The following is a 21,606-nucleotide window of genomic DNA, read 5'->3' on the forward strand; positions in this document are numbered from 1 at the left end:
GTCCCCAGTCTGCGTTTCTCAGTGGTGGTCAGGCGCCCCAGCCGGCCTGCTGGCCGCCGGCGCGTTCCGCGCGGATCTTGTCGAAGTAGCCGGAGCGGGCGTACGCGGCCATCGGGTCCGGATCAAGGCCCAGGTCCGTACGGAGTTCGGCGAGCAGCGGTCGGACGTCGGTGTTGTACGCGTCCATCAGCACGGCGTTGGCGGCGAGCACATCACCGCTGCGCTGCGCGGCGGCCAGCGCGTCCGCGTCGACGAGCAACGCCTTCGCCGTCGCCTCCTGCACGTTGAGCACCGAGCGGATGATGGCCGGAATCTTCGCCTCGATGTTGTGGCACTGGTCGAGCATGAACGCGATGCCGGCCTCCGGTGCCAACGCGTCACCGCGGACGATCTCGTACATGATCCGGAACAGCTGGAACGGGTCCGCGGAGCCGACCATCAGGTCGTCGTCGGCGTAGAAGCGCGAGTTGAAGTCGAACGCGCCGAGCTTCCCGACGCGCAGCAGGAACGCCACGATGAACTCGATGTTCGTGCCCGGGGCGTGGTGCCCGGTGTCGATGACCACCTGGGCCTTCGGGCCCAACTCCAGGCAGTGCGCGTAGGCGGTGCCCCAGTCCGGCACGTCGGTGGTGTAGAAGGCCGGCTCGAACAGCTTGTATTCCAGTAGGAGCCGTTGGTTGTCGCCGAGCCGGTCGTAGGTCTCGCGCAGCGCTGCCGCGAGCCGGTCCTGCCGGGCGCGGATGTCGTCCTGCCCGGGGTAGTTGGTGCCGTCGGAGAACCAGAGCTTCAGGTCACGGGAGCCGGTGCGGTCCATGATGTCGACACATTCGAGCAGGTGGTCGATGGCCTTGCGGCGCACCCCCGGATCCGGGTTGGTGACGCTGCCCAGCTTGTAGTCGTTGTCCTGGAACACGTTGGCGTTGATCGCGCCCAGACCGACGCCGTGATCCCCGGCGAACGCGGCGAGATCGGCGTAGTCGTCGACACGGTCCCACGGGATGTGCAGCGCCACCGTGGGTGCGATGCCGGTGAGCTGGTGTACGACCGCCGCGTCGGCGATTTTCTCGTACGGGTTACGCGGCACCCCTTCCTGGGGGAACACCTTGAAGCGGGTTCCGGAGTTGGCGTACGCCCAGGATGGCGTCTCGATGCGCTGGGACCGCAGAGCCTGCTTGACCCGTTCGAGGGTCCGCGTGTCGGGCTGCGTCATGATTTTTCTCCCGTCTCTGCGGCGGACCGCGCCGCAGGATCTGCGGCAAGTTGCGCCTCAAGGTTGAAGACCTCGTCCAGTGGCCGGATGGCGCGGTCGGGTGCGCCCTGGCCGAGGTCGACGAAGTACGACGCCATTTCCGCCTGCCATTGGGCGTTGACGTCGCTGGCCTGCATGGCTGCCTGGGCCGCCGCGAAGTCGTCGGTGACCAGATAGCCCACGAGCAGGCCGTCCTCGCGGAGGAAGAGCGAATAGTCCCGCCAGCCGTTCTCGGCCAGCGCGGCGAGCATCTCCGGCCAGACCTGCTCGTGGCGGGTGCGGTATTCGGTGAGACGTTCGGGGTTTACCTGGAGGGTGAAGCAGACGCGGGGCACGGTTCTCCCGTCGGCTCCCCGGTCGGTGCACGACGTGCGCCGGCACCGACCGGGAGGGCGATCAGAACTGGAACTGGTCGATGTTGTTCTTGTCGAACACGGTGGGCGGCCCGAGGATGACCACCCCGTCCTTCGCGACGGTGAACTCGCCGAGCTTGCCGGCCTTGAACTTGTCGCCCTCGGCGCCGGTGATCTGACCGGAGGCCAGGGCCGCACCGGCGTACGCCGCGAGGTAGCCGAGGTCGGCCGGGCTCCACAGGGCGAACGCGTCCACGGTGCCGTCCTTGACGTACTGGCGCATTTGGTTCGGCGTGCCCAACCCGGTCAGCTTGACCTTGCCCTTGTACTGCGACCCGCTGAGGTAACGGCCGGCCGCCGCGACACCGACAGTGGTCGGAGAGATGATGCCCTTGAGGTTCGGGTACGACTGGAGCAGACCCTGGGTCTCCTGGAAGGACTTCTGGTCGTCGTCGTTGCCGTACGCCACGGTGACCAGCTTGATCTTGCTGTATTCGGGCTTCTTCAGCTCGTCCTTCATCAGCGCGATCCAGGCGTTCTGGTTGGTCGCGTTGGCGGTCGCGGACAGGATGGCGATCTCGCCTTCGCCGCCGATCTGCTCGGAGATGAGCTTGACCTGGTTCTCGGCGATGCCCTCGGCGGTCACCTGGTTGACGAAGATCTGCCGGCACTCCGGCTTGGTGTCGGAGTCGAAGGTGACGATCTTCGCGCCGGCCGCCTTGGCCTGGTTGAGTGCGCCGCAGATCGCGTTCGGGTCGTTGGCCGAGGTGACGATCACATCCATGCCCTGCTGGGACAGGGTGTTGATGTAGCTGACCTGGGACGAGGCGCTGGCCTCGGAGGGGCCTACCTCTTTGAACTCCCCCTTGATCTCGGTGACCGCGTCCTTGCCGCCGTTGTCCGAGACGGTGAAGTAGGGGTTGTTCAGCGCCTTCGGCAGGAAAGCGATCTTGAGCCCTTCCTTGATGGCGGCGTCGGGATTGGCGGCGCCGCTGGCCTGGTTGCCGGCGCCGGCGTCGCTGCCGGAGTTGTCCCGGGTGGTGCCGCCACAGGCCGTGGCGCTGAGCAGCAGTGCGGCGAGGGTGAGGCTGGTGGCCCCGACACGGAGGCCTCTGCGGTACGCGGACATCGTCATCCTTCCGGGGGTGGTTGGTGCGCGGGGGACGTCACGAAACGGCGGGGTGCCGCTGTCGTCGACGGTGCAGCCGGGCGCGGACGTCCGCGACGGCGTTGGGCAGCACGACAGACGCGATGAGCAGGGTGCCGGTGACGATCGTCAGCGCGTTGGCGTCGACGTCGGCGAGTTGCAGCGCGTTGCGCAGGACGCCGAGGAGCAGTACGCCGGCCAACACACCGAGCAGAGCACCCCGACCGCCGAAGATCGAGACACCGCCGAGCAGCACGGCGGTCACCACGGTCAGTTCCAGACCGGTGGCGTTGTCGCCGCGGGCGCTGGCGTACCGCAGGGTCCAGAGGATGCCGACCAGCCCGCACACCGCGCCAGAGACCACGAAGAGCCAGAACTTCGTCCGGGCGACTGAGACGCCGGTGAACGTGGCGGCCTGGTCGTTGTTGCCCATGGCGTAGAGCGCGCGACCGGCGGCGGTGGCGTGCAGCACGACCCCGAAGACCACGGCGAGCAGCAGCAGTGGGACCACCACGACCGGGATCGACGTGCCGGGGATGGTGCGCACCACGGCGGCCGTCCAGTCGGCCGGGAAGTCCGCGACCGCCTGGTCGCCGAGCACCACGAAGGACAACCCCCGGTAGAGCGCGAGCGTGCCGATGGTCACCGCCAGCGACGGCAGACCGAAGCCGGTGACGAACAGGCCGTTCACCGCGCCGAGTACGGCGCCGAGCAGCACGACGAGGACGCAGATCAACTCCAGGGACAGTCCACTGGAGAGCCAGAGCTGCCCCATCAGGGTGCTGCACAGCCCGACCATGCTGGCCACCGAGAGGTCGATCTCACCGGTGATCACGATCAGGGTCATCGGCAGCGCGATGAGCGCCAGCGGCATCAGGTCGAGCAGCAGGAACTGGGCGTTGCGGCCGGTGGCGAAGTTCTCCACGGTCAGGCTGGCGACGAGCACGGTCACCACGAGGGCGGCGACGATCACCGCGTCCCAGGAGCCGAACAGCCCGCGCACGCTGGCGCGGCGGCCCGCGCCGGGCTCGGCCTCGGCGGTGGTCGGTGCGGCGTACAGGCTGTCATGCGCCATGCGCGCTTCTCCCTCTGAGCCGGGCCGCCGCCCGCAGGGCCAGGAGCCGGTCCAGCCCGATCGCGGCGAGGATGAGTGCGCCGACCACGGCCTGCTGCCAGAACGGGTCGATGCGCAGAACGGCGAGTGAGCTGCCGATCGTAGTCAGCAGTACGGCGCCGAGCGCCGCGCCGTAGGCGCTGCCGCTGCCTCCGAAGATCGCCACCCCACCGACCACGGCAGCGGCGACGACCTGGAGTTCCAGGCCGGTGCCGGCGGCCGCGTCGAGGGTGCCGAACCGGGCCGCGTACAGCACGCCGGCCAGGCCGGCGAGCGCGCCGCTGGCCACGAAGACGGCGAACACCCGCCGCCCCACCGGGATGCCGGAGAGCCGGGCGGCGGCCGGTTCGGAGCCGATCGCGTACAGCTCCCGGCCGCCGCGGTAGGAGCGCAGGTAGAAACCGACGACGGCGACGACCACCAGCGCGACGAGGAACAGCACGGGTACGCCGAGCACCGTCTGGTTGCCCAGCCGCAGGAACGACGGGGGCATGTCGGCGGCGTTGATCTGCCGGCCGGACGCCCAGTAGTAGTCGACGCCCCGGAAGGCGTAGAGGGTGCCCAGCGTGATCACCAGGGCGGGCACCCGGGCCACCGCGATCAGACCGCCGTTGACCGCGCCACACAGCGCGCCCAGCGCGACACCCACGACGAGCGCCACGGGCCACGGCGTCCCGGGTGCGGAGAGGAACAGCGAGCCGGTGGCGAAGGCGACCAGACCCAGGATCGAGCCGACGGAGAGGTCGACGTTGCGGGTGACGATGACCAGGGTCTGGCCGACCGCCAGGATCACCAGGATCGCGCAGCCCAGCAGCAGATCCTTGATGCTCTGGCCGCTCAGGAATCGGTCGTTGCGCAGGGTCGTGACCAGGACCAGCAGGCCGAGCGCGATCAGCAGGCTCAGCTCGCGTACGGCGAGCAGTCGCTCGGTGAGGCTGCGGCGCTGCCGATCGGGGTCGGTCGGGGCGTTTCCGGTGGCCCGTTCGGGCGCGCCGGCGTCGGTGAGGCTCATGCGGTCGCTCCTTGACCGGTGGCGGCGAACATGATGGAGGTCTCGTCCGCCTCGGCCCGGGGCAGCTCGCGGACCAGTCGCCCCTCGTGCATGACCAGGACCCGGTCGGCCATGCCGAGCACCTCGGGCAGCTCGCTGCTGATCATCAGAATCGCCAGGCCCTCACCGGCCAGCTCCGAGAGCAGGCGGTGCACCTCGGATTTGGTGCCGACGTCGATGCCGCGGGTGGGTTCGTCGATGATCAGGACCCGTGGTTCGGTGGCCAGCCACTTGGCGAGCACGACCTTCTGCTGGTTGCCCCCGGAGAGGGTCGCCACGGGCGCGCCGAGCCGGGAGGCCTTCACCTGCAGCCGCCGCGTCCAGTGGCGGGCCTCGGCGCGCTCCGCGCCGCCGAGCAGGAGGCCCAGCCGGCTCAGTGCCCGGCGGCGGGCCAGGGTGGCGTTGCGCTCCACCGACAGCTCCATGACCAGGCCCTGCTGCCGTCGGTCCTCGGGGACCAGCGCCATGCCGGCCGCGATCGCCCGGCCCGGGTTCCCCGCCGGGACGGCCCGGCCGGATACCAGGACCTCGCCCGCGTCATAGCGGTCGACGCCGAAGACGGCGCGGGCGACCTCGCTGCGCCCGGCGCCGACCAGCCCGGCGAGCGCGACGATCTCCCCGCCCCGGACGGAGAACGACACATCGGTGAAGACGCCGGCCCGGGTCAGCCCACGGACCTCGAGCAGGGTGTCCCGCAGCTCGGCGTCCTGCTTCGGGTAGAGCGAGGAGATGTCCCGGCCGACCATCCGCCGCACCACCTCGTCGACGGTCAGGTCGGCGGCGTCGTCGCTGGAGACCCAGGCGCCGTCGCGCAGCACCGTGACCCGGTGGCACAGGTCGAACACCTCGTTGAACCGGTGCGAGATGAACAGCACCGCCGCACCACCCTCGCAGAGCGACCGGGCGACCGCGAAGAGCCGTTCGACCTCCACCCCGGAGAGCGCGGCGGTGGGCTCATCCATGACCAGGACGCGGGCGTCGAACGAGATCGCCTTGGCGATCTCGACGAGCTGCTGGTCGGCGATGGATAGGCCGCGCGCCGGGCGTGTCGGGTCGATGCGTACACCCAGCCGCTGGAACAGCTTCTCGGCGTCGCGGTTCATCGCGGCGGTGTCGATGCGACGCAGACTGCGCAGCGGTTGCCGACCCATGAAGATGTTCTCCGCCACGGAGAGATCCGGAAAGAGGGTCGGCTCCTGGTAGATGACCGCGATGCCGGCCGCCCGGGCGTCGGCGGGACCGCGTAGCCGCAGCGGTTGCCCGTCCAGGGTCATCGAGCCGGAGTCCGGTGCGTGTGCGCCGGCCAGAACCTTCACCAGAGTGGACTTGCCCGCCCCGTTCTCGCCGACCAGCGCGTGGGCCTCACCGGAGTGCAGCGCCAGGTGCACCCCGCGCAGCGCGGCGACGGCCCCGAAGGACTTCGTCACGCCGTCGAGGACCAGCAGCGGAGCCGGCGTGCCCGGTGCGTCGGCGGTCATCCGAACCCCTCCTGAATCGTTTCATGCGTCGTTGCATGGACGGTAGGGGTCGCGCTTCGAGAGCGTCAAGAGTTTCGGTGCTATTTCTTGGCTGTTGCTGACGAGAGCCCGGGACAAGCTCCCTGCGCTGCTGCTCACCTGGATGAAACGTTTTAGGCGCTATACACTGCCGAACGACCCGGTCGGCACGGGCCGCGACCACCGCACGGAGCATCTGGGGAGTCATGGCAACGGCGAACATCAAGGAGGTCGCCAGGCATGCCGGCGTTTCCCTCGGCACCGTTAGCAACGTGCTCAACCGGCCCGACACTGTTGCTCCCGCCACCCGGCAGCGGGTGCTCGACGCCATCACCACCCTCGGCTACGTCCGCAACGACTCCGCTCGCCAACTGCGCGCCGGGCACAGTCGCACCGTCGCCATCGTCGTCCTGGACGTCGCCAACCCGTTCTTCACCGACGTGGTCCGAGGGGCCGAACAGGTGATCGAGGGAGCTGGCGCCATGCTCGTCGTCTGCAACAGCGGCGAGGACAGCGCCCGGGAGCGCCGCCACCTGGAGCTGCTGGAGGAGCAGCGGGTCCGTGGCGTGCTCATCACCCCGGTCAACCACGGCCCACAGCCCGTTCTGGACAAGCTCATCGAGCGAGGCATCCCGGTGGTGCTGGTGGACCGGGGAACGGGCCGTGCAAACCGTTGCTCGGTGGCGGTCGACGACGTGCTCGGCGGCCGACTCGCCATGGACCACCTGCTGGACCAGGGCCACCAACGCATCGCCTACCTCGGTGGCCCGCTCACCATCGCCCAGGTTGCTGACCGCCACGCCGGGGCCGCCGCGGCCATGCAGGATCGCGGCAGCACCGCTGAGCTTCGGGTGGCGGTGACCACCAGCCTGACCGTCGCCGCCGGCCGTCGGGCCGCCGAGGAGCTGCTCGCGTTACCGGTCCGCAAGCGCCCCACCGCCGTGTTCTGCGCGAACGACCTGATCGCTCTCGGTGTGCTCCAGGAGCTGACCGCGCGCGGCGTGCGGGTGCCGAACGACGTGGCCATCGTCGGCTACGACGACATCGAGTTCGCCGGCGCTGCGGCGGTGCCGCTGTCGTCGGTGCGTCAGCCCCGCGACCAGCTCGGCCGCGCTGCGGCGGAGCTGTTGCTCGAAGAAGCCGAGTCCGGCGACACCCACCGGCACCGACACGTGGTGTTTCAGCCCGAGCTGGTCGTACGCCGCTCCAGCGACCAACCCCGGCGCACCCGGCGCTGACCGGCCTCATCGACGATCGAGGAGCCCGGCGCTGTCCCGCCCGGCTCCTCTGCAACGCTTAGCCTGGTCAGGCCGCCGGACGGGCATTGCCCAGACGTTGGCGCCCTGGCCTCGACCTGCATCGGTGTTTGTGGTCGTCTCAAACCATGCGAGGAACGTTGACGGCGGCATGGCGCCGTCGCGCTGCACGATTCCCGAGCGCCGGCCGCCGTCGAGTCAAAGGCGAGGGCATCGTGAGCTCGCACATCGGGATCAGCACGCTCGACGGTCTTGGAATCTCCTCGATCTCGAGATCAGAGAATCGGGGCGGTGGTGCGCCGGGTGATCAGGGTGGGGGAGAGCTTGATCTGGGCGGTCGGCCTGCCTCGGCTGGCGATTCGATCGAGCAGCAACCGGACCGCGTTGACGCCCATCTGGTGCCCGGCCTGGTCGACCGTGGTGAGCGAGATCGGGCCGAAGGCGGCGAACATGGTGTCGTCGTAGCCGGCGACGGAGATGTCCTGGGGCGCGGACAGTCCGGCCTCGGTGAGGGCGTCAAGCACCCCCATGGCGACGATGTCGGCGCCGGCGAAGATGGCGGTCGGGCGCTGCGGGCGGGCCAGGAGTTGCTGGGCGCCGAGGTAACCGCCTTGCTGCGTGTAGGTCGTGGAGGCGATGTCGATGTGGTCGCCGAGTCCGTGGGCCTGCATGGCGTGGCGGTAGCCGTCTGCGCGTTGGGCGTTCGGCATTTCCTTGAGGCGTACGGGATTCTTCTCGGCGTGCTCGATGTGAGCGATGCGCCGGTGGCCGAGCGCGACGAGATGGTCGACGACGAGCCCGGCGCCGGCGAAGTCGTCGTCGGTGACGCTGTCGTAGTCGGGGGAGTGCCCGTGCCGGCCGACCACCACCGTAGGCACGGCGCGGGCGACCTTCTGCAGGTGACGGCGTGAGGAGATCGGAGCGATGAGGATGACCCCGTCCATGCTCCGGTCCATCATCGCCTCGGTGATGCGAACTTCGCCCGCCTCGTCGTTGCAGCAGGCGGCCATGAGCACCTGGTAGTCGGTACCGCCGAGGTGTTGGGTGACGCCGTCGAGGATGTCGGCGAAGAACGGGTTGCGCATCTCGGGCAGCATCACGCCGATCGTGTACGTCTGCCCACGCAGGCCCCGGGCCGCGGCCGAGGGCCGGTAGCCGAGCTCTTCGATGGCCGCGCGGACCTTGATCTGCATCTCCGGGCTGGCGCCGTACGCGTTGCGCATGACCTTGGAGACGGCAGTGGTGGACACCCCGGCGTGCCGGGCGACGTCGACGATCGTGACGCGGCGGGACGGGTGCATACGAGCTCCTAAAGCGCGAGAAACGTTACCCACCTTAGATCAGACCGGGCGCTAGAAGAACCTGCGTGATCCTTGAATAACGTTGACCACGGACGGTCTTGACGAGGTTGGCATCTGCTCGTAGTGTCGGCGAAACATCGTGGAAAACGTTGCTCACGTCACATGGCACACCCCCTGCTCTCCTTCGAAGGCAGCCCCGTCAACACGTCTGTTGAAACGATTCATTCAAGTGGGTTCTCGTGACAGCTGATCTCAAGGTTCGCCCTCCCGGCCGGGCCGTCTCCGCCGCGTCGCCACGGCGACGTAGCCGGGTCGCGCCGCCGTGGTGGTTCGTCCTGCCGGCACTTCTGCTCTTCGCGTTCGTGGTGCTGGTGCCCAGCGCCCGCGGCGTCTACTACGCCTTCACCGACTGGGACGGCCTCGACCCGGACTTCGCGTTCATCGGCCTGCGCAACTTCACCGACATGCTCGACGACGGTGACGCGTTGCAGGCCGTGTGGCACACGCTGCTGATCGCGGTCGCCATCACTGTCATCCAGAACGGGATCGGCCTCCTGCTCGCCCTCGGCGTCAACAGCATGATCAAGACGCGGAACTTCCTGCGGGTGCTGCTGTTCGCCCCGGCGGTGATCACCCCGATCGTCACCGCCTACCTGTGGCGCAACCTGCTCGGCCCCGACGGCGCGGTCAACAGCCTGCTCGGCACGGTCGGACTGAACAGTTGGCAGCAGGACTGGCTCGGCGACCCTGATCTCGCACTCTGGATGGTCGTCCTCGTCGTGGTGTGGCAGTTCTCGGGCTACTCGATGGTCATCTTCCTGGCCGGCCTGCAGTCGATTCCACGTGAGATCTACGAGGCCGCCGCGCTCGACGGCACCGCCGCCGTGCGCCGCTTCTGGTCGATCGTCCGGCCCCTCCTGGCGCCCGCCATCACCATCAATCTGATGCTGTCGATCATCGGCGGGATCAAGCTGTTCGACCAGGTCTATGCGCTCACCGGTGGTGGTCCGGGGCACGCCACCGACACCATCTCGACCTTGATCTACAAGGACGCCTTCACCCTCGGCGATTTCGGCTACAGCATCGCCCTCGCCGTCGTGCTCACCGTCATCGTCGCGGTCGTCTCTGCCGGTCAGTTCACCGTGCTCAACCGTAACGAGAAGGCGGCGTCATGAACCGCTACACGAAACGTACCTTTGCCCTCGAGATGGTAATGGTTGCCGTCGGCATCGTCTTCGCCTTCCCGGTGTACGTGCTTGTCAACCTGGCCATCCGGCAGCCCTCGGACACGTCGTCGCCGATCCGCCCGACGACGTCGCCGACGTTCGACAACTTCACCGGTGCCTGGCGCGAGGCCGGTCTCGGCGGCGCTTTGATCAACAGTGTGCTGGTCACCACCGTCAGCGTGGTCATCGTGCTGGCCGTGTCCGCCCTCGCCGCGTACCCGATGGCGAGAAGCACGGCCCGCTGGTCGCGCGGCACCTTTCTGCTGATCATGCTGGGTCTGATCCTGCCGTTCCAGCTGGCGTCGCTGCCGCTCTACCAGACGGTCCGCGACCTCGGGCTGCTCGGCTCGGTCTGGTCGCTCGTGCTCTTCTACGCCGGCTTGCAGGTGCCGTTCACGACCTTCCTGTACGTGGGGTTCCTGCGCGCCTTGCCCCGCGACTTCGAGGAGGCCGCCTCGATCGACGGAGCCAGCCCCTTCAAGACGTTTCGGTACGTCGTGCTGCCCATGCTCAAGCCGATCACGGTCACCGCGCTGGTGCTCAACGCCGTGGCGGTGTGGAACGACTTCTTCACGCCGCTGCTCTATCTGAGCGGCAGCGACCAGCAGACGGTCCCGGTGGCCGTCGCGGGCTTCGTCGGCCAGTTCGTCTCGGACTGGAACCTCATCTTCGCCGCCCTGCTGATCAGCATCGTGCCGGTCCTGGTGGTCTACCTCGCGCTGCAGCGCAGCATCATCAACGGCTTCGCGGGAGGGCTGAAGGGATGACTCCGTACGGCTTGACGACCGAACAGCTCACCGAGCCGCTCGGCCTGGGCGAAACCCGCCCGCGCCTTTCCTGGAAACTGCGCAGCGACCGTCATGGCGCCGCTCAGACCGCGTTCCGGATCACCGCCGCCCTGCGCGAGCACGACCTGGACGAGCCCGGCCGGCTGATCTGGGACAGCGGGCATCGGTTGAGCGACGACACGCTGCTCGTCGCCTGGGACGGCCCAGCCCTGCAGTCGGCCACCCGCTATCACTGGCGCGTCGAGACCTGGGACGAGTTCGGCGCGGTGTCCGGCACCGCACAGACCTGGTTCGAGACCGGACTGCTGCATCGCGACGACTGGACCGCGGTCTGGATCGGCCGCGACCCGGTCAACCTGCCGTTTGTCGACCCGCCCACCGACGAGGAACGGTCCTTCCCCGACCCCGCCGGAGCACCCCTCTACCTACGGCAGTCGTTCGACATCTCGGCGCAGCCGGTCCGGGCCCGCCTGTACACCACCGCGCGCGGCGTCTACGAGCCCAGCCTCAACGGGCAGCGGGTCGGCGACCTCGAGCTCGCTCCGGGCTGGACCGAATATCACCGTCGCCTGCAGTACCAGACGTACGACGTCACAAAGCAACTGCAGGCCGGGGCGAACGTCCTGGCGGCGATCGTCGCCGACGGCTGGTGGAGCGGTCACGTCGGCTTCGACCCGAGCCGCCCCGCCCGGCACTACGGCGTCACGCCCGCCTATCTGGCTCAACTCGTCCTGGACTTCGCCGACGGGTCCCGGCAGGTGATCGTCACCGACGGCGGATGGGGCGAGCGGCCGGGCCCGATCCGCGCGGCCGACCTGCTGATGGGACAGTTCGTCGACGCCCGCCGGCCCTCGTGGGACGGCGACAGCTTCCGGCCCGTCGCCGTGCTCGACACGGAGCCCGGCCCACTGGTCGCCGAACCCGACGACCCGATGCGCATCACCGCCGAACTGCCCGCGACAATCGTGGACCACCGCGAAGACCGCGTCATCGTCGACTTCGGCCAGAATCTGGTCGGTCGCGTGCGGCTGCGCATCCGCGGCGCCGAACCGGGCCGGCGAATCGTGCTGCGCCACGCCGAGGTCCTCGCCGACGGCGAGCTCTACCTCGACAACCTGCGCCGAGCCGCGGCCACCGACACGTACGTCACCGCCGGCGGCGACGAGGTGTTCGAGCCCCAGTTCACCTTCCACGGCTTCCGCTACGCCGAGATCAGCGGCTATCCCGGCGAGCTGGACCCCGGTGACGTGAGCGCCCGGGTACTGCACAACGACACCGCGTTCACCGGGACGTTCACCTGCTCCGACCCGATGGTCGAGCAGTTGCAGGCCAACATCGTGTGGGGGCAGCGGGGCAACTTCGTCGCAGTGCCCACCGACTGCCCGCAGCGCGACGAGCGGCTCGGCTGGCTCGCCGACGCCCAGGTCTTCGCGCCCACCGCGACCCGCAACGCCGACGTTTCCGCGTTCTTCGCCCGCTGGCTGCGCGACGTGGTCGACGGCCAGGACGCCGACGGCGCCTTCCGGGACGTCGCACCGATCATGGTGCTCGACCGAGAAGGCGCCCCGGCCTGGGGCGACGCCGGCGTCATCATCCCCTGGCTGTTGTGGCGCACCTACGGCGACCGGCGCACGCTCGAGCGCAGCTTCGACGCGATGGTCGCCTGGGTGGAGCACATCCGGCGGCACAACCCCGACCTGCTGTGGCGGCACCGCACCGGCAACTCGTACGGTGACTGGCTGCAGGTCGACGCCGAAACCCCGCGCGACGTCCTGTCCACCGCCTACTTCGCCCACAGCACCCGGATCGTCGCCGACGCTGCCGAGGTGCTCGGTCGGGCCGAGGCGGGCGAGTACCGGGCCTTGCACGACAAGATCCGCTCAGCTTTCATCGACGCGTACGTCGGCCACGACGGCACCGTCGAAGGCGGCACCCAGACCGCGTACCTGTTGGCCCTGGGTTTTGATCTGCTGCCGGAGGAGCTGAGAACCGCGGCGGCCGAGCACCTGGCGGCCGACGTGGAGAAGCGCGGAAACCGGCTCACCACCGGGTTCGTCGGGGTGCCGCTGCTGTGCCCGGTGCTGACCGAGCACGGCCGCGAGGACCTCGCCTACGCGTTGCTGCACCAGCAGGAGTTCCCGTCCTGGGGCTACTCCATCCGGCACGGCGCCACCACGATCTGGGAACGCTGGGACGGCTGGACCGAGCACGGCGGGTTCCAGTCGGCCGCGATGAACTCCTTCAACCACTACAGCCTCGGCAGCGTCGGCGACTGGCTTTTCGGCCGCGTCGCCGGCATCGACCAGGCACCCGGCTCGGTCGCCTACAAGGAGCTCCTGCTGCGGCCCACACCCGGCGGCAAGCTCACCTGGGCCCGCGCCGAGCAGGAGACCGCCCGCGGGCTGGTCTGTTGCGGTTGGGGCCTCGACGGTGGCCGGCTCACCGTCGAGGTCGCGGTGCCGCCCGGCACTACCGCCGTCCTCGAAATCCCCACCCCCGACCCGGGCAGCGTCCGTCACGACGACGTTCCCGTCACGGCCGTGCCGTCCGCCCGCGGGGCCACCCTGCGCCTGACGTCCGGTCGGTACACGTTCACCGCCACCTCTCATTGATCTCCAACCGCAGGAGCGATCATGAAGACTCGTAGATTCGCGGCACTGGTCTCCGCCTTGACGGCGGTCACTCTGGCCGCGGCGTGCAGCAGCGGCACCAACGCCGGCAGCGACGACAAGAACACGTTGACGCTCGCCTCGGTCGACCAGGGCTCCATCGAGGAGGTCGTCAAGGCGTTCGAGGCGGCCAACCCCGGTGTGAAGGTCAACTTCACGACCAGCGGCGCCGACCAGTACCAGGCCCAGATCCGTACGCAACTGTCCTCCGGCACGGCGCCCGACGTGATGACCGTGTGGCCCGGCAACGGCAACCCCGGTGCGACGTACGTCTTGTCCAAGCCGGGCTATCTGCTCGATCTGTCCGACCAACCGTGGGCGTCGAAACTGCCCGACTCGTTCAAGCAGGTCGCGCAGTACGAGGGCAAGACCTACAACGCTCTGTTCGGGCTCAACGGCATCGGCGCGGTCTACAACGACGAGGCCCTGAGTAAGTCGGGACTGAAGGCACCGACCACCTGGACGGAGCTGATGAGCTTCTGCCGCGACGCCGCGGGCAAGGGCACTCCCGCCTACGCGCTGGGCATCCAGGACAACTGGGTCACCCAGCTCGTGCTCTACGCCCTCGCCGCCACCGTCGTCTTCGGCCAGGACAAGGACTTCAACACCAAACTCGCGGCCGGGCAGACCACCTTCGCAGGCTCCGCCTGGACCCAGGCGATGGCCAAGTACACCGAGATGAACAAGGCCGGCTGCTTCCAGAAGAACCCCCTGGGAACCAGCTACGAGGCCAGCCAGACCCTGGCCGCTACCGGTAAGACACTCGGCATCATCCAGGGCAACTGGATCATCGGTCTACTCAAGGGCAAGAACCCGAACGGCACGTTCACGATGAACGCGCTGCCGGCCACCGACGACCCCGCCACCTTCCTCGTGCCGGCCGCGGCGGGCGCGGGCTACGGCGTCAACGCCAAGGCCAAGAACAAGGAACTGGCGCTCAAGTTCATCACCTACGTCATGTCACCCGAGGGCATGAAGCTGTTCAACGAGAAGCAGGGCAGCCTGCCGACCCTGCCCGACGCCGGCACCACCGTCGACCCCGGACTCAAGCAGCTGACCACCTTCGTCGCGGAAAACAAGACCGTGCCGTTCATGGACCAGCTGTGGCCCAACGCCAAGGTGCAGCAGACCATGCTCAGCGGCCTGCAGGAGGTCTTCAGCAACCAGGCCACCGCGGACGAGGTGCTCAAGAACATGGACACCGAATACAAGAAGGGCGAGTAGTCAGTGCGCCGGCCTCCGTGCCCAGACCCGGCACGGAGGCCGCCGGCCCCTCTCGAAAGGACACCAGTGACCGACTTCCCGGATGACTTCCTCTGGGGCAGCGCCACCGCGGCCCACCAGGTCGAAGGCGGCAACACCAACAACGACTGGTGGGACTTCGAGCACGACCCGGCCAGCGCGGCCGTCGAGTCCTCCGGCGACGGCATCGATCACTTCCACCGCTACTGCGAGGACTTCGCCCTACTGTCCTCGCTCGACCACAACGCGCACCGCCTCTCGCTGGAATGGTCGCGCATCGAACCGGCCCCCGGTGAGTTCAGCCGGGCCGCCATCGCCCACTACCGGCGGGTCCTCACCGCCCTGCGCGACGAAGGTCTGACCGCCTTCGTGACACTGCACCACTTCACGTTGCCGCGCTGGTTCGCGGCCCGCGGCGGCTGGCTCGCCCCGGACGCCGCCGCGACGTTCGCCCGCTACAGCGCGCGCGTCGCCGCCGAGTTGGGCGAGCTGATGCCGTACGTCTGCACCATCAACGAACCGCAGATGGTGGCCCTGCACGGCTACCTCGAGGGCTACCACCCGCCTGGCATCGCCAACCCTGTGCTCTGGAAACGGGTCGGCGGAGCGCTGCTCGGCGCCCACTTCGACTGTGTGCGGGCCATCCGCAAGGAGGCCGACAGCCTCACCGGCCTGGCGCTGCAGTTGCCGCTGCTCGCCCCGGCCCGCGACGACGAGGCCTGCCACACGCTCCACGAGCTGATGCGGCACGAGATCGTCGACCGCTATCTCGACGGGCTCACCGGACCGGACCGTGGCGACTGGCTCGGCGTGCAGTACTACCGCAAGCAGTGGGTCGACCCGTCCTCACCCACCTGGTTCGGCCTGCCGCCCGACGGCACGCCGACGACGCAGATGGGCTGGGCCGTGTACCCCGACGGTCTGCGCCAGATGCTGCACCAGGCGGCCCGCACCGGCCTGCCGCTGTACGTGACCGAGAACGGCATCGCCACCACCGACGACTCCGAACGCGTCGCCTACCTGCACACCCACCTCGCCGCGCTTGCGCAGGCCCTGGCCGAAGGCGTCGACGTGCGCGGCTACCTGCACTGGTCGGCCTTCGACAACTTCGAGTGGAGCGAAGGCTACCGACCCACGTTCGGATTGATCGCCGTCGACCGGGACAACGGCCTCACCCGCCACCCCAAACCCAGCGCCCATGCCTTCGCCCGCATCGCCAGCACCGGGCGGCTCGACCTGGAGGCACTTCGATGACCCTGCTGTCCCAGCTGACCCTCGAAGAGAAGGCCGCGCTCTGCCTCGGCTCGACCTTCTGGCACACCACGCCGATTCCGCGCCTCGGCCTCCCCGAGGTCATGGTGGCTGATGGCCCGCACGGCCTGCGCCGCCAGCCGGAAGGTAACCAGGCCAGCATTTCCGGCAGCCTGCCCGCCACCTGCTTCCCTACCGCGTCGGCGCTCGGCTCGTCCTGGGACCCCGATCTCGTACGCCGGGTGGGGGAGGCGATCGGGGCGGAGGCGCGTGCCCAGGGAGTCTCCGTGGTGCTCGGGCCGGGTGTGAACATCAAGCGGTCCCCGCTGTGCGGCCGCAACTTCGAGTACTTCGCCGAGGATCCGTTGCTGACCGGGGTGCTCGGCGAGGCGTATGTCGAAGGGATCCAGAGCCAGGGCGTGGGGGCGTGCGTCAAGCACTTCGCCGCGAACAATCAGGAGACCGACCGGCTGCGGGTCAGCGCCGATGTCGATGAGCGGACGCTGCGCGAGATCTACCTGCCGCATTTCGAACGCATCGTCACCCGCGCCCGGCCCTGGATGGTGATGTGCGCCTACAACCGTGTCAACGGCGTGCACGCCTCGCAGAACCCGTGGCTGCTCACCGACGTGCTGCGCGACGAGTGGAAATTCGACGGTGTCGTCGTCTCCGACTGGGGTGCCGTACACGACCGGGTCGCGGCGCTGCACGCTGGCCTCGACCTTGAAATGCCTCCGAACCTCGGCGTCAGCGACACCGCGCTGGTGGCCGCGGTCCGCGAGGGCCACCTCGACGAGGCTGTCCTGGACCGCGCCGTCGAACGCGTGCTGCGCCTGGTCGAGCGGGCGCCGAAGGACGTGCAGCCCGCCGAGTTCGACGTGGCAGCACACCACGCGCTGGCGCGCGAGGTGGCCGCCGACTGCGCGGTGCTGTTGAAGAACGACGGCGGCCTGCTACCCCTTCAACCGGCCTACGATGACATCGTCGCCGTGATCGGTGAGTTCGCCCGTGACCCGCGTTTCCAGGGGGCCGGCAGCTCGCAGGTCAATCCCACCCGCGTCGACATCCCTCTCGACGAGCTGCGCGCGGCTGGGCTGCGGGTGGAGTTCGCCGCCGGCGACGACCCGGCCGAGGCGGTGGCTCTGGCCCGCCGCGCCAGCACGGTGGTGCTCTTCCTCGGGCTGGCCGCCGGCGACGAGTCCGAGGGTGCCGATCGCGAGCACCTCGACCTTCCGGCTGCCCAGACGGCGCTCGTGGAACAGCTGGCTGCGGCGAACCCCCGGCTCGTCGTGGTCCTGTCCAACGGCTCGGCCGTCCGGATGACCCCGTGGGACAAGCACGTTCCCGCGATCCTGGAGACCTGGCTCTCCGGCCAGGCCGCCGGCGGCGCCGTCGCCGATCTGCTGCTCGGGGCCTCGAATCCGAGCGGACGTCTCGCCGAGACCCTGCCGCTGCGCCTGCAGGACGTGCCGTCCTACCTGAACTTCCCCGGTGAGCAGGGACATGTCCGTTACGGCGAGGGCGTTTTCGTCGGCTATCGCGGCTATGACGCGGTCGGCCGGGAGGTCTCCTACCCGTTCGGGCACGGCCTGTCCTACACGACCTTCGAGTACCGGGATCTCGTCGCCGGCCCCGGTATAGCGACCGTCACTGTCATCAACACCGGTGACCGGCGCGGCAAGGAGGTCGTTCAGCTCTACATCGCCGCGCCGAGCAGTCGGGTGGCCCGCCCGGTGCGCGAACTCAAGGCGTTCACCAAGGTCGACCTCGCACCCGGCGAGGCAACCATCGTGACCTTCGTGCTCGACGAGCGGGATCTGTCGTACTGGTCTCCCGCCGATCGGCGCTGGATTCTCGAGGGCGGCACGATCGAGATCAGCGTGGGCGCGTCGTCGCGGGATCTACGCGTCACCGCCACAGTCGACGTCCCGGCGCCACCGATCAGGGCCGCACTCGACACCGACGCGACCCTGCGCGAGTGGCTCGCCGACCCCGAAGGCTCCGCCGCGCTGCGCCAGGCGGTTGGCGCCGGACCGGACGGCACACCCAACGGCATCCTCGGCGATGCCGACACCCTGACCGTCCTCGGTGACTTCCCCCTGCGCGTCCTCACCGTCTTCCCCGGCCTCGGCATCGACCGGTCCGTCCTCGACAAGGCGACAGCTGGTCTGCCGTCCTGAAGACGTCTCCGTGCACCCGTAATCGCTCAACCCCCTGCTCGACGTCGCATCACGATCCCCCAACCAGGACTGTTCGTCACCAACGACAGATAAGGAATCCGATGCCCCCGATCAGAAAACCCGCGGCTCTGCTGACCACGGTGTTACTGCTCACCCTCGGAGCCGCCGTGCCGGCCAACGCCCAGTCCGGATCCGCAGGCGACGTCCGCGTCGTGCAACTCAGTGTCGACGGCCGCTACGACTCGCCGCTCGGCCTCGACACCATCCGTCCCACCCTCGCCTGGCAGATGACCGATACCGGCAGTTGCAAGCAGCGCGTCTGCGCCGCCGACCGGCAGACCGCGTACGAGGTGCAGGCCGCCGCCACCGTGGCCGACCTGCGCAGCGGCCGACTGGTGTGGCGCACCGGCAAGGTCTCCGGCGACAGCCAGCAGATTCGCTTCGGTCGGGACTTGCGCTCCCGCGATACCGTCGCCTGGCGCGTACGGGTCTGGGACGCCCACCGAAAGCAGTCCGCCTGGTCCGCCCCGTCCACGTGGAGCACCGGCCTGCTCAACCCGTCCGACTGGGGCACGGCGCGCTGGATCGACTACCCCGACCGGGCCGAGAACCAGCCGATGCCGATCTTCGCCCGCCAGTTCGCGGTGCCGAAGAACAAGAAGGTCGCCGACGCCCGCCTCTACCTCTCCGGTGTCGGCCTGCACCACGCCACCGTCAACGGCCGGGAGATCACCGACGAGGTCCTCGCCCCGGGCAACTCCAACTACCAGCTCTCCAGTGAGTACCGCACCTATGACCTGACGTCCACGCTGCGCTCGGGCGTCAACGCGCTCGGGGTGGAACTCGGCAACGGACCGGCCTACGTGCGCCGCAGCGTCACCAACCCGGCAGTCGGGCGCACCTCCCCGTACTCCTGGTGGCAGAGCCAACTCAAGGGCAACGGCTCACTGGCTGCCGACGTCTCGGCCGGAAGCACTGTCGTCGAGGTCAGCGACGTCGCCGGATATCACGTCGGCGGCACGGTCAACGTCGACACCGGGGGAGGGGGTGACCGGCTCGAGTCACGCACCATCACCGCGATCGGGACCACGAGCATCACCTTCACGCCGGCACTCACCCTGGCGCACACCGCTGGGGCGAAGGTCACCGGCTCGGGTAACAGCGTCGCCGCCAGCGACGCCTCCGCCGGAGCGGCAGTCACCCCGCGGTTCATCGGCCGCCTGGAGATCCGTTACCGCGACGGCAGCCGCGAGTCGATCGTGACCGACCGGTCCTGGCGTACGGCACTGGGCCCGCTGGTCACCGACGCCTGGTATTCCGGGTCCGACTACGACGCCCGCCGGGAGCAGCCCGGCTGGAACACCCCGGGCGCCGATCTCGGCCCGTCCGCGACCCGCCGCGACGGCGAGGCGACCGGCTGGATCGCGGCCGGGATCGCGCCGCCGCCGAACCTGGACACGAAGCTGGTCGCCCGCACCGCCGAGCCGATCACGGTGCAGGAGGAGTTCAAGCCGGTCTCGGTCACCAACCCGATACCCGGCACCTGGGTGTTCGACTTCGGGCAGAACATCGTCGGCTGGCCCCGCCTCAAGCTCGACAGCCTCCCGGCCGGTACGACGGTGAAGGTGGCGCCGGCCGAGTCGCTCAAACCCGACGGCACGGTCGACCAGGCATCGCTGATGGGCGGCGGCGGATCCCGCGGCGTCGACCTGTTCAACACCTACACCACCGCTGGCGGCCGCTCCGAGACGTGGCACCCGAACTTCAACTACTTCGGCATGCAGTGGATCCAGGTCACCGGCCTGCCTGAGGGCTTCACCCCCACCAAGGATCTGATCACCGGCGTACGCCTGCAGGCCGACACCCCGGTCGCCGGCACCTTCTCGTCGTCCAACGCCCGCGTCAACCGGGTCCATACGATGTCTCGGTACTCGTTCGCCGCGAACGTCATGAGCGTGTTCACCGACTGCCCCGGTCGCGAGAAGCTGTCCTACCCGGCGGACTACACGATGCCGATGGGCGCGATCCACCGCGACTTCCAGCTCAACGCCTTCATGCGCACGACAATGCGGCATCTCGTGGAGGGCCAGTCCCTGGCCGACACTCCGATGGCGGGCAACGTCGCCTTGAAGACCCCGGTCTACGACTGGGGTTACAGCGGCCGCTTCGGCGACGAGATCAACTGGGGCAACGCGATCGTGCTCGTTCCGTCGATCCTGCACCAGATCTACGGCGACACCGCCACCATGGGCGCGTCGTACGACCGGCTCGTGCGCTTCGTCGACTACATCCAGCGGCAGAAGGTGGTGGACGGGTACTTCGTCGACGCGGCCCTGGCCGACTGGGTCGGCGCTGAGACAACCTCCGGCCGCATCACCGGCACCTGGGGCTACTACCTGACGATCCAGTCGATGGCCCAGATCGCCACGCTGACCGGCCACGCCGCCGATGCCACCCGCTACGCGGCACTCGCCGACGAGATCAAGGCGGCGTTCAACCGGGCATTCTTCAACGAGTCGCTCGGTCGCTACACCACCGCCGGCAACGCCGGCACCGAAGGCGCCACCCAGGCCGCGCAGGCCCTGGCCCTCGATGCGGGTCTGGTGCCGGTCGACAACCGGGCCAGGGTCCTCGACTCGCTGGTCGAGCTGATCTACGCCTTCCACCCGAACGGTACCGGCCCGCACTTCAGCGGCGGCACCATCGGCATGGGTCCGACCGTGCGGGCGCTGATGAACGGCGACCGTGACGACGTGCTGTGGGAGGCGCTGCAACAGGACGACCAACCCAGCTACGGCTACTTCATGCAGTCGACCCCGGCCAACCCCGGCGGCATGACCACCATCGGCGAGCGCTGGAACCGCGGCGACTCCAAGAACCACATGATCCTGGCCCAGATCGAGGAGTGGTTCCACGCCGGCATCGCCGGCATCCAGGCGGCACCGGGCTCGACGGCGTACGACCGGCTGGTCTTCAAGCCGAAACCCGTGGGTGACCTGACGAAGGCGAGCGGGTCCTATCAGACCCCGGCCGGCTGGGCCCGATCGGCGTGGACCAAGACGGACGGTCGCTTCTCGCTGTCGGTCACCGTTCCCGCCAACACCCGAGCCGAGGTGTGGGTGCCGGCGGCGGACAAGCGCCTTGTCGCGGCTTCGAACCGCGCGCTGTTCCAGCGCTCCGAAGGTACGTACGTCGTCTATACCGTCCCGTCCGGGTCGCACTCCTTCACGGTGCGCACCGGTTCCTGACACCCATGCGCCGCCCGGGGCTCCGATGCCCCGGG

At 69.1% G+C, this 21,606-nt stretch carries 15 protein-coding genes; 8 read left to right on the plus strand and 7 right to left on the minus strand.

What is annotated here, in order from left to right:
- Window positions 1-28: 28 nt before the first annotated feature.
- The 6 genes from rhaI to ACQPWW_RS13435 all read right to left on the minus strand — a co-directional run bounded on the left by rhaI (window position 29) and on the right by ACQPWW_RS13435 (window position 6,392).
- Complete coding sequence (gene rhaI / locus ACQPWW_RS13410; protein WP_433132530.1) at window positions 29-1,210, minus strand: L-rhamnose isomerase; 1,182 nt, start codon at window positions 1,208-1,210, stop codon at window positions 29-31.
- Window positions 1,207-1,584 (minus strand): L-rhamnose mutarotase, encoded by a 378-nt coding sequence (locus ACQPWW_RS13415; protein ID WP_433132532.1) that lies wholly within the window; start codon window positions 1,582-1,584, stop codon window positions 1,207-1,209. The genes rhaI and ACQPWW_RS13415 overlap by 4 nt, the downstream gene beginning before the upstream one ends.
- Before the next feature lie 61 nt (window positions 1,585-1,645).
- Window positions 1,646-2,731 (minus strand): rhamnose ABC transporter substrate-binding protein, encoded by a 1,086-nt coding sequence (gene rhaS, locus ACQPWW_RS13420; RefSeq protein WP_433132533.1) that lies wholly within the window; start codon window positions 2,729-2,731, stop codon window positions 1,646-1,648.
- Window positions 2,732-2,768: 37 nt separating this feature from the next.
- The gene (locus tag ACQPWW_RS13425) at window positions 2,769-3,824 is read right to left on the minus strand and encodes an ABC transporter permease (protein ID WP_433132535.1); all 1,056 of its coding nucleotides are present in this window, start codon (window positions 3,822-3,824) and stop codon (window positions 2,769-2,771) included.
- A complete protein-coding gene (locus ACQPWW_RS13430; RefSeq protein WP_433132537.1) occupies window positions 3,814-4,875 on the minus strand; it encodes an ABC transporter permease in 1,062 nt (353 codons plus the stop codon). Before ACQPWW_RS13430 ends, ACQPWW_RS13425 begins: the two co-directional genes overlap by 11 nt.
- Entirely contained in the window at window positions 4,872-6,392 is a 1,521-nt protein-coding gene (locus tag ACQPWW_RS13435; RefSeq protein WP_433132539.1) for a sugar ABC transporter ATP-binding protein, read from the minus strand. The genes ACQPWW_RS13430 and ACQPWW_RS13435 overlap by 4 nt, the downstream gene beginning before the upstream one ends.
- 224 nt (window positions 6,393-6,616) lie before the next feature.
- Between ACQPWW_RS13435 and ACQPWW_RS13440 the strand changes: the two genes are divergently transcribed.
- Window positions 6,617-7,648: a LacI family DNA-binding transcriptional regulator gene (locus ACQPWW_RS13440; RefSeq protein WP_433132541.1), complete on the plus strand. Its 1,032-nt coding sequence runs from the start codon at window positions 6,617-6,619 to the stop codon at window positions 7,646-7,648.
- Between the two features lie 293 nt (window positions 7,649-7,941).
- On the opposite strand, the gene ACQPWW_RS13445 is transcribed toward ACQPWW_RS13440, so the two are convergent.
- A complete protein-coding gene (locus tag ACQPWW_RS13445) occupies window positions 7,942-8,967 on the minus strand; it encodes a LacI family DNA-binding transcriptional regulator (RefSeq protein WP_433132543.1) in 1,026 nt (341 codons plus the stop codon).
- Window positions 8,968-9,206: 239 nt separating this feature from the next.
- Here ACQPWW_RS13445 and ACQPWW_RS13450 point away from each other — a divergent pair, with 239 nt between their 5' ends.
- The 7 genes from ACQPWW_RS13450 (at window position 9,207) to ACQPWW_RS13480 (ending at window position 21,571) form a co-directional block, all read left to right on the plus strand.
- Window positions 9,207-10,142 carry a carbohydrate ABC transporter permease gene (locus tag ACQPWW_RS13450; RefSeq protein ID WP_433132545.1) on the plus strand — a complete coding sequence of 312 codons (936 nt, stop codon included), beginning with the start codon at window positions 9,207-9,209 and terminating at the stop codon, window positions 10,140-10,142.
- Between the two features lie 32 nt (window positions 10,143-10,174).
- Window positions 10,175-10,960 carry a carbohydrate ABC transporter permease gene (locus ACQPWW_RS13455; protein ID WP_433132547.1) on the plus strand — a complete coding sequence of 262 codons (786 nt, stop codon included), beginning with the start codon at window positions 10,175-10,177 and terminating at the stop codon, window positions 10,958-10,960.
- Window positions 10,957-13,593: a family 78 glycoside hydrolase catalytic domain gene (locus tag ACQPWW_RS13460; protein WP_433132549.1), complete on the plus strand. Its 2,637-nt coding sequence runs from the start codon at window positions 10,957-10,959 to the stop codon at window positions 13,591-13,593. Before ACQPWW_RS13455 ends, ACQPWW_RS13460 begins: the two co-directional genes overlap by 4 nt.
- 21 nt (window positions 13,594-13,614) lie before the next feature.
- Complete coding sequence (locus ACQPWW_RS13465) at window positions 13,615-14,874, plus strand: ABC transporter substrate-binding protein (protein ID WP_433132551.1); 1,260 nt, start codon at window positions 13,615-13,617, stop codon at window positions 14,872-14,874.
- Between the two features lie 66 nt (window positions 14,875-14,940).
- Complete coding sequence (locus ACQPWW_RS13470) at window positions 14,941-16,146, plus strand: glycoside hydrolase family 1 protein (RefSeq protein WP_433132553.1); 1,206 nt, start codon at window positions 14,941-14,943, stop codon at window positions 16,144-16,146.
- Window positions 16,143-18,323 (plus strand): beta-glucosidase family protein, encoded by a 2,181-nt coding sequence (locus tag ACQPWW_RS13475; RefSeq protein ID WP_433132555.1) that lies wholly within the window; start codon window positions 16,143-16,145, stop codon window positions 18,321-18,323. The genes ACQPWW_RS13470 and ACQPWW_RS13475 overlap by 4 nt, the downstream gene beginning before the upstream one ends.
- A 101-nt stretch (window positions 18,324-18,424) precedes the next feature.
- Window positions 18,425-21,571: a family 78 glycoside hydrolase catalytic domain gene (locus ACQPWW_RS13480; RefSeq protein ID WP_433132557.1), complete on the plus strand. Its 3,147-nt coding sequence runs from the start codon at window positions 18,425-18,427 to the stop codon at window positions 21,569-21,571.
- Window positions 21,572-21,606 lie beyond the last annotated feature (35 nt).

Source organism: Micromonospora sp. CA-240977 (assembly GCF_050942285.1).
Lineage (GTDB): Bacteria > Actinomycetota > Actinomycetes > Mycobacteriales > Micromonosporaceae > Micromonospora.

Excerpts from the sequence above, each read along its gene's own strand:
- rhaS (WP_433132533.1), bottom strand. The coding sequence starts at position 2,731 with ATGTCCGCGTACCGCAGAGGCCTCCGTGTCGGGGCCACCAGCCTCACC.
- ACQPWW_RS13480 (WP_433132557.1), top strand. The coding sequence starts at position 18,425 with ATGCCCCCGATCAGAAAACCCGCGGCTCTGCTGACCACGGTGTTACTG.
- rhaI (WP_433132530.1), bottom strand. The coding sequence starts at position 1,210 with ATGACGCAGCCCGACACGCGGACCCTCGAACGGGTCAAGCAGGCTCTG.
- ACQPWW_RS13465 (WP_433132551.1), top strand. The coding sequence starts at position 13,615 with ATGAAGACTCGTAGATTCGCGGCACTGGTCTCCGCCTTGACGGCGGTC.
- ACQPWW_RS13425 (WP_433132535.1), bottom strand. The coding sequence starts at position 3,824 with ATGGCGCATGACAGCCTGTACGCCGCACCGACCACCGCCGAGGCCGAG.
- ACQPWW_RS13455 (WP_433132547.1), top strand. The coding sequence starts at position 10,175 with ATGGTAATGGTTGCCGTCGGCATCGTCTTCGCCTTCCCGGTGTACGTG.
- ACQPWW_RS13460 (WP_433132549.1), top strand. The coding sequence starts at position 10,957 with ATGACTCCGTACGGCTTGACGACCGAACAGCTCACCGAGCCGCTCGGC.
- ACQPWW_RS13430 (WP_433132537.1), bottom strand. The coding sequence starts at position 4,875 with ATGAGCCTCACCGACGCCGGCGCGCCCGAACGGGCCACCGGAAACGCC.
- ACQPWW_RS13435 (WP_433132539.1), bottom strand. The coding sequence starts at position 6,392 with ATGACCGCCGACGCACCGGGCACGCCGGCTCCGCTGCTGGTCCTCGAC.
- ACQPWW_RS13440 (WP_433132541.1), top strand. The coding sequence starts at position 6,617 with ATGGCAACGGCGAACATCAAGGAGGTCGCCAGGCATGCCGGCGTTTCC.
- ACQPWW_RS13445 (WP_433132543.1), bottom strand. The coding sequence starts at position 8,967 with ATGCACCCGTCCCGCCGCGTCACGATCGTCGACGTCGCCCGGCACGCC.
- ACQPWW_RS13475 (WP_433132555.1), top strand. The coding sequence starts at position 16,143 with ATGACCCTGCTGTCCCAGCTGACCCTCGAAGAGAAGGCCGCGCTCTGC.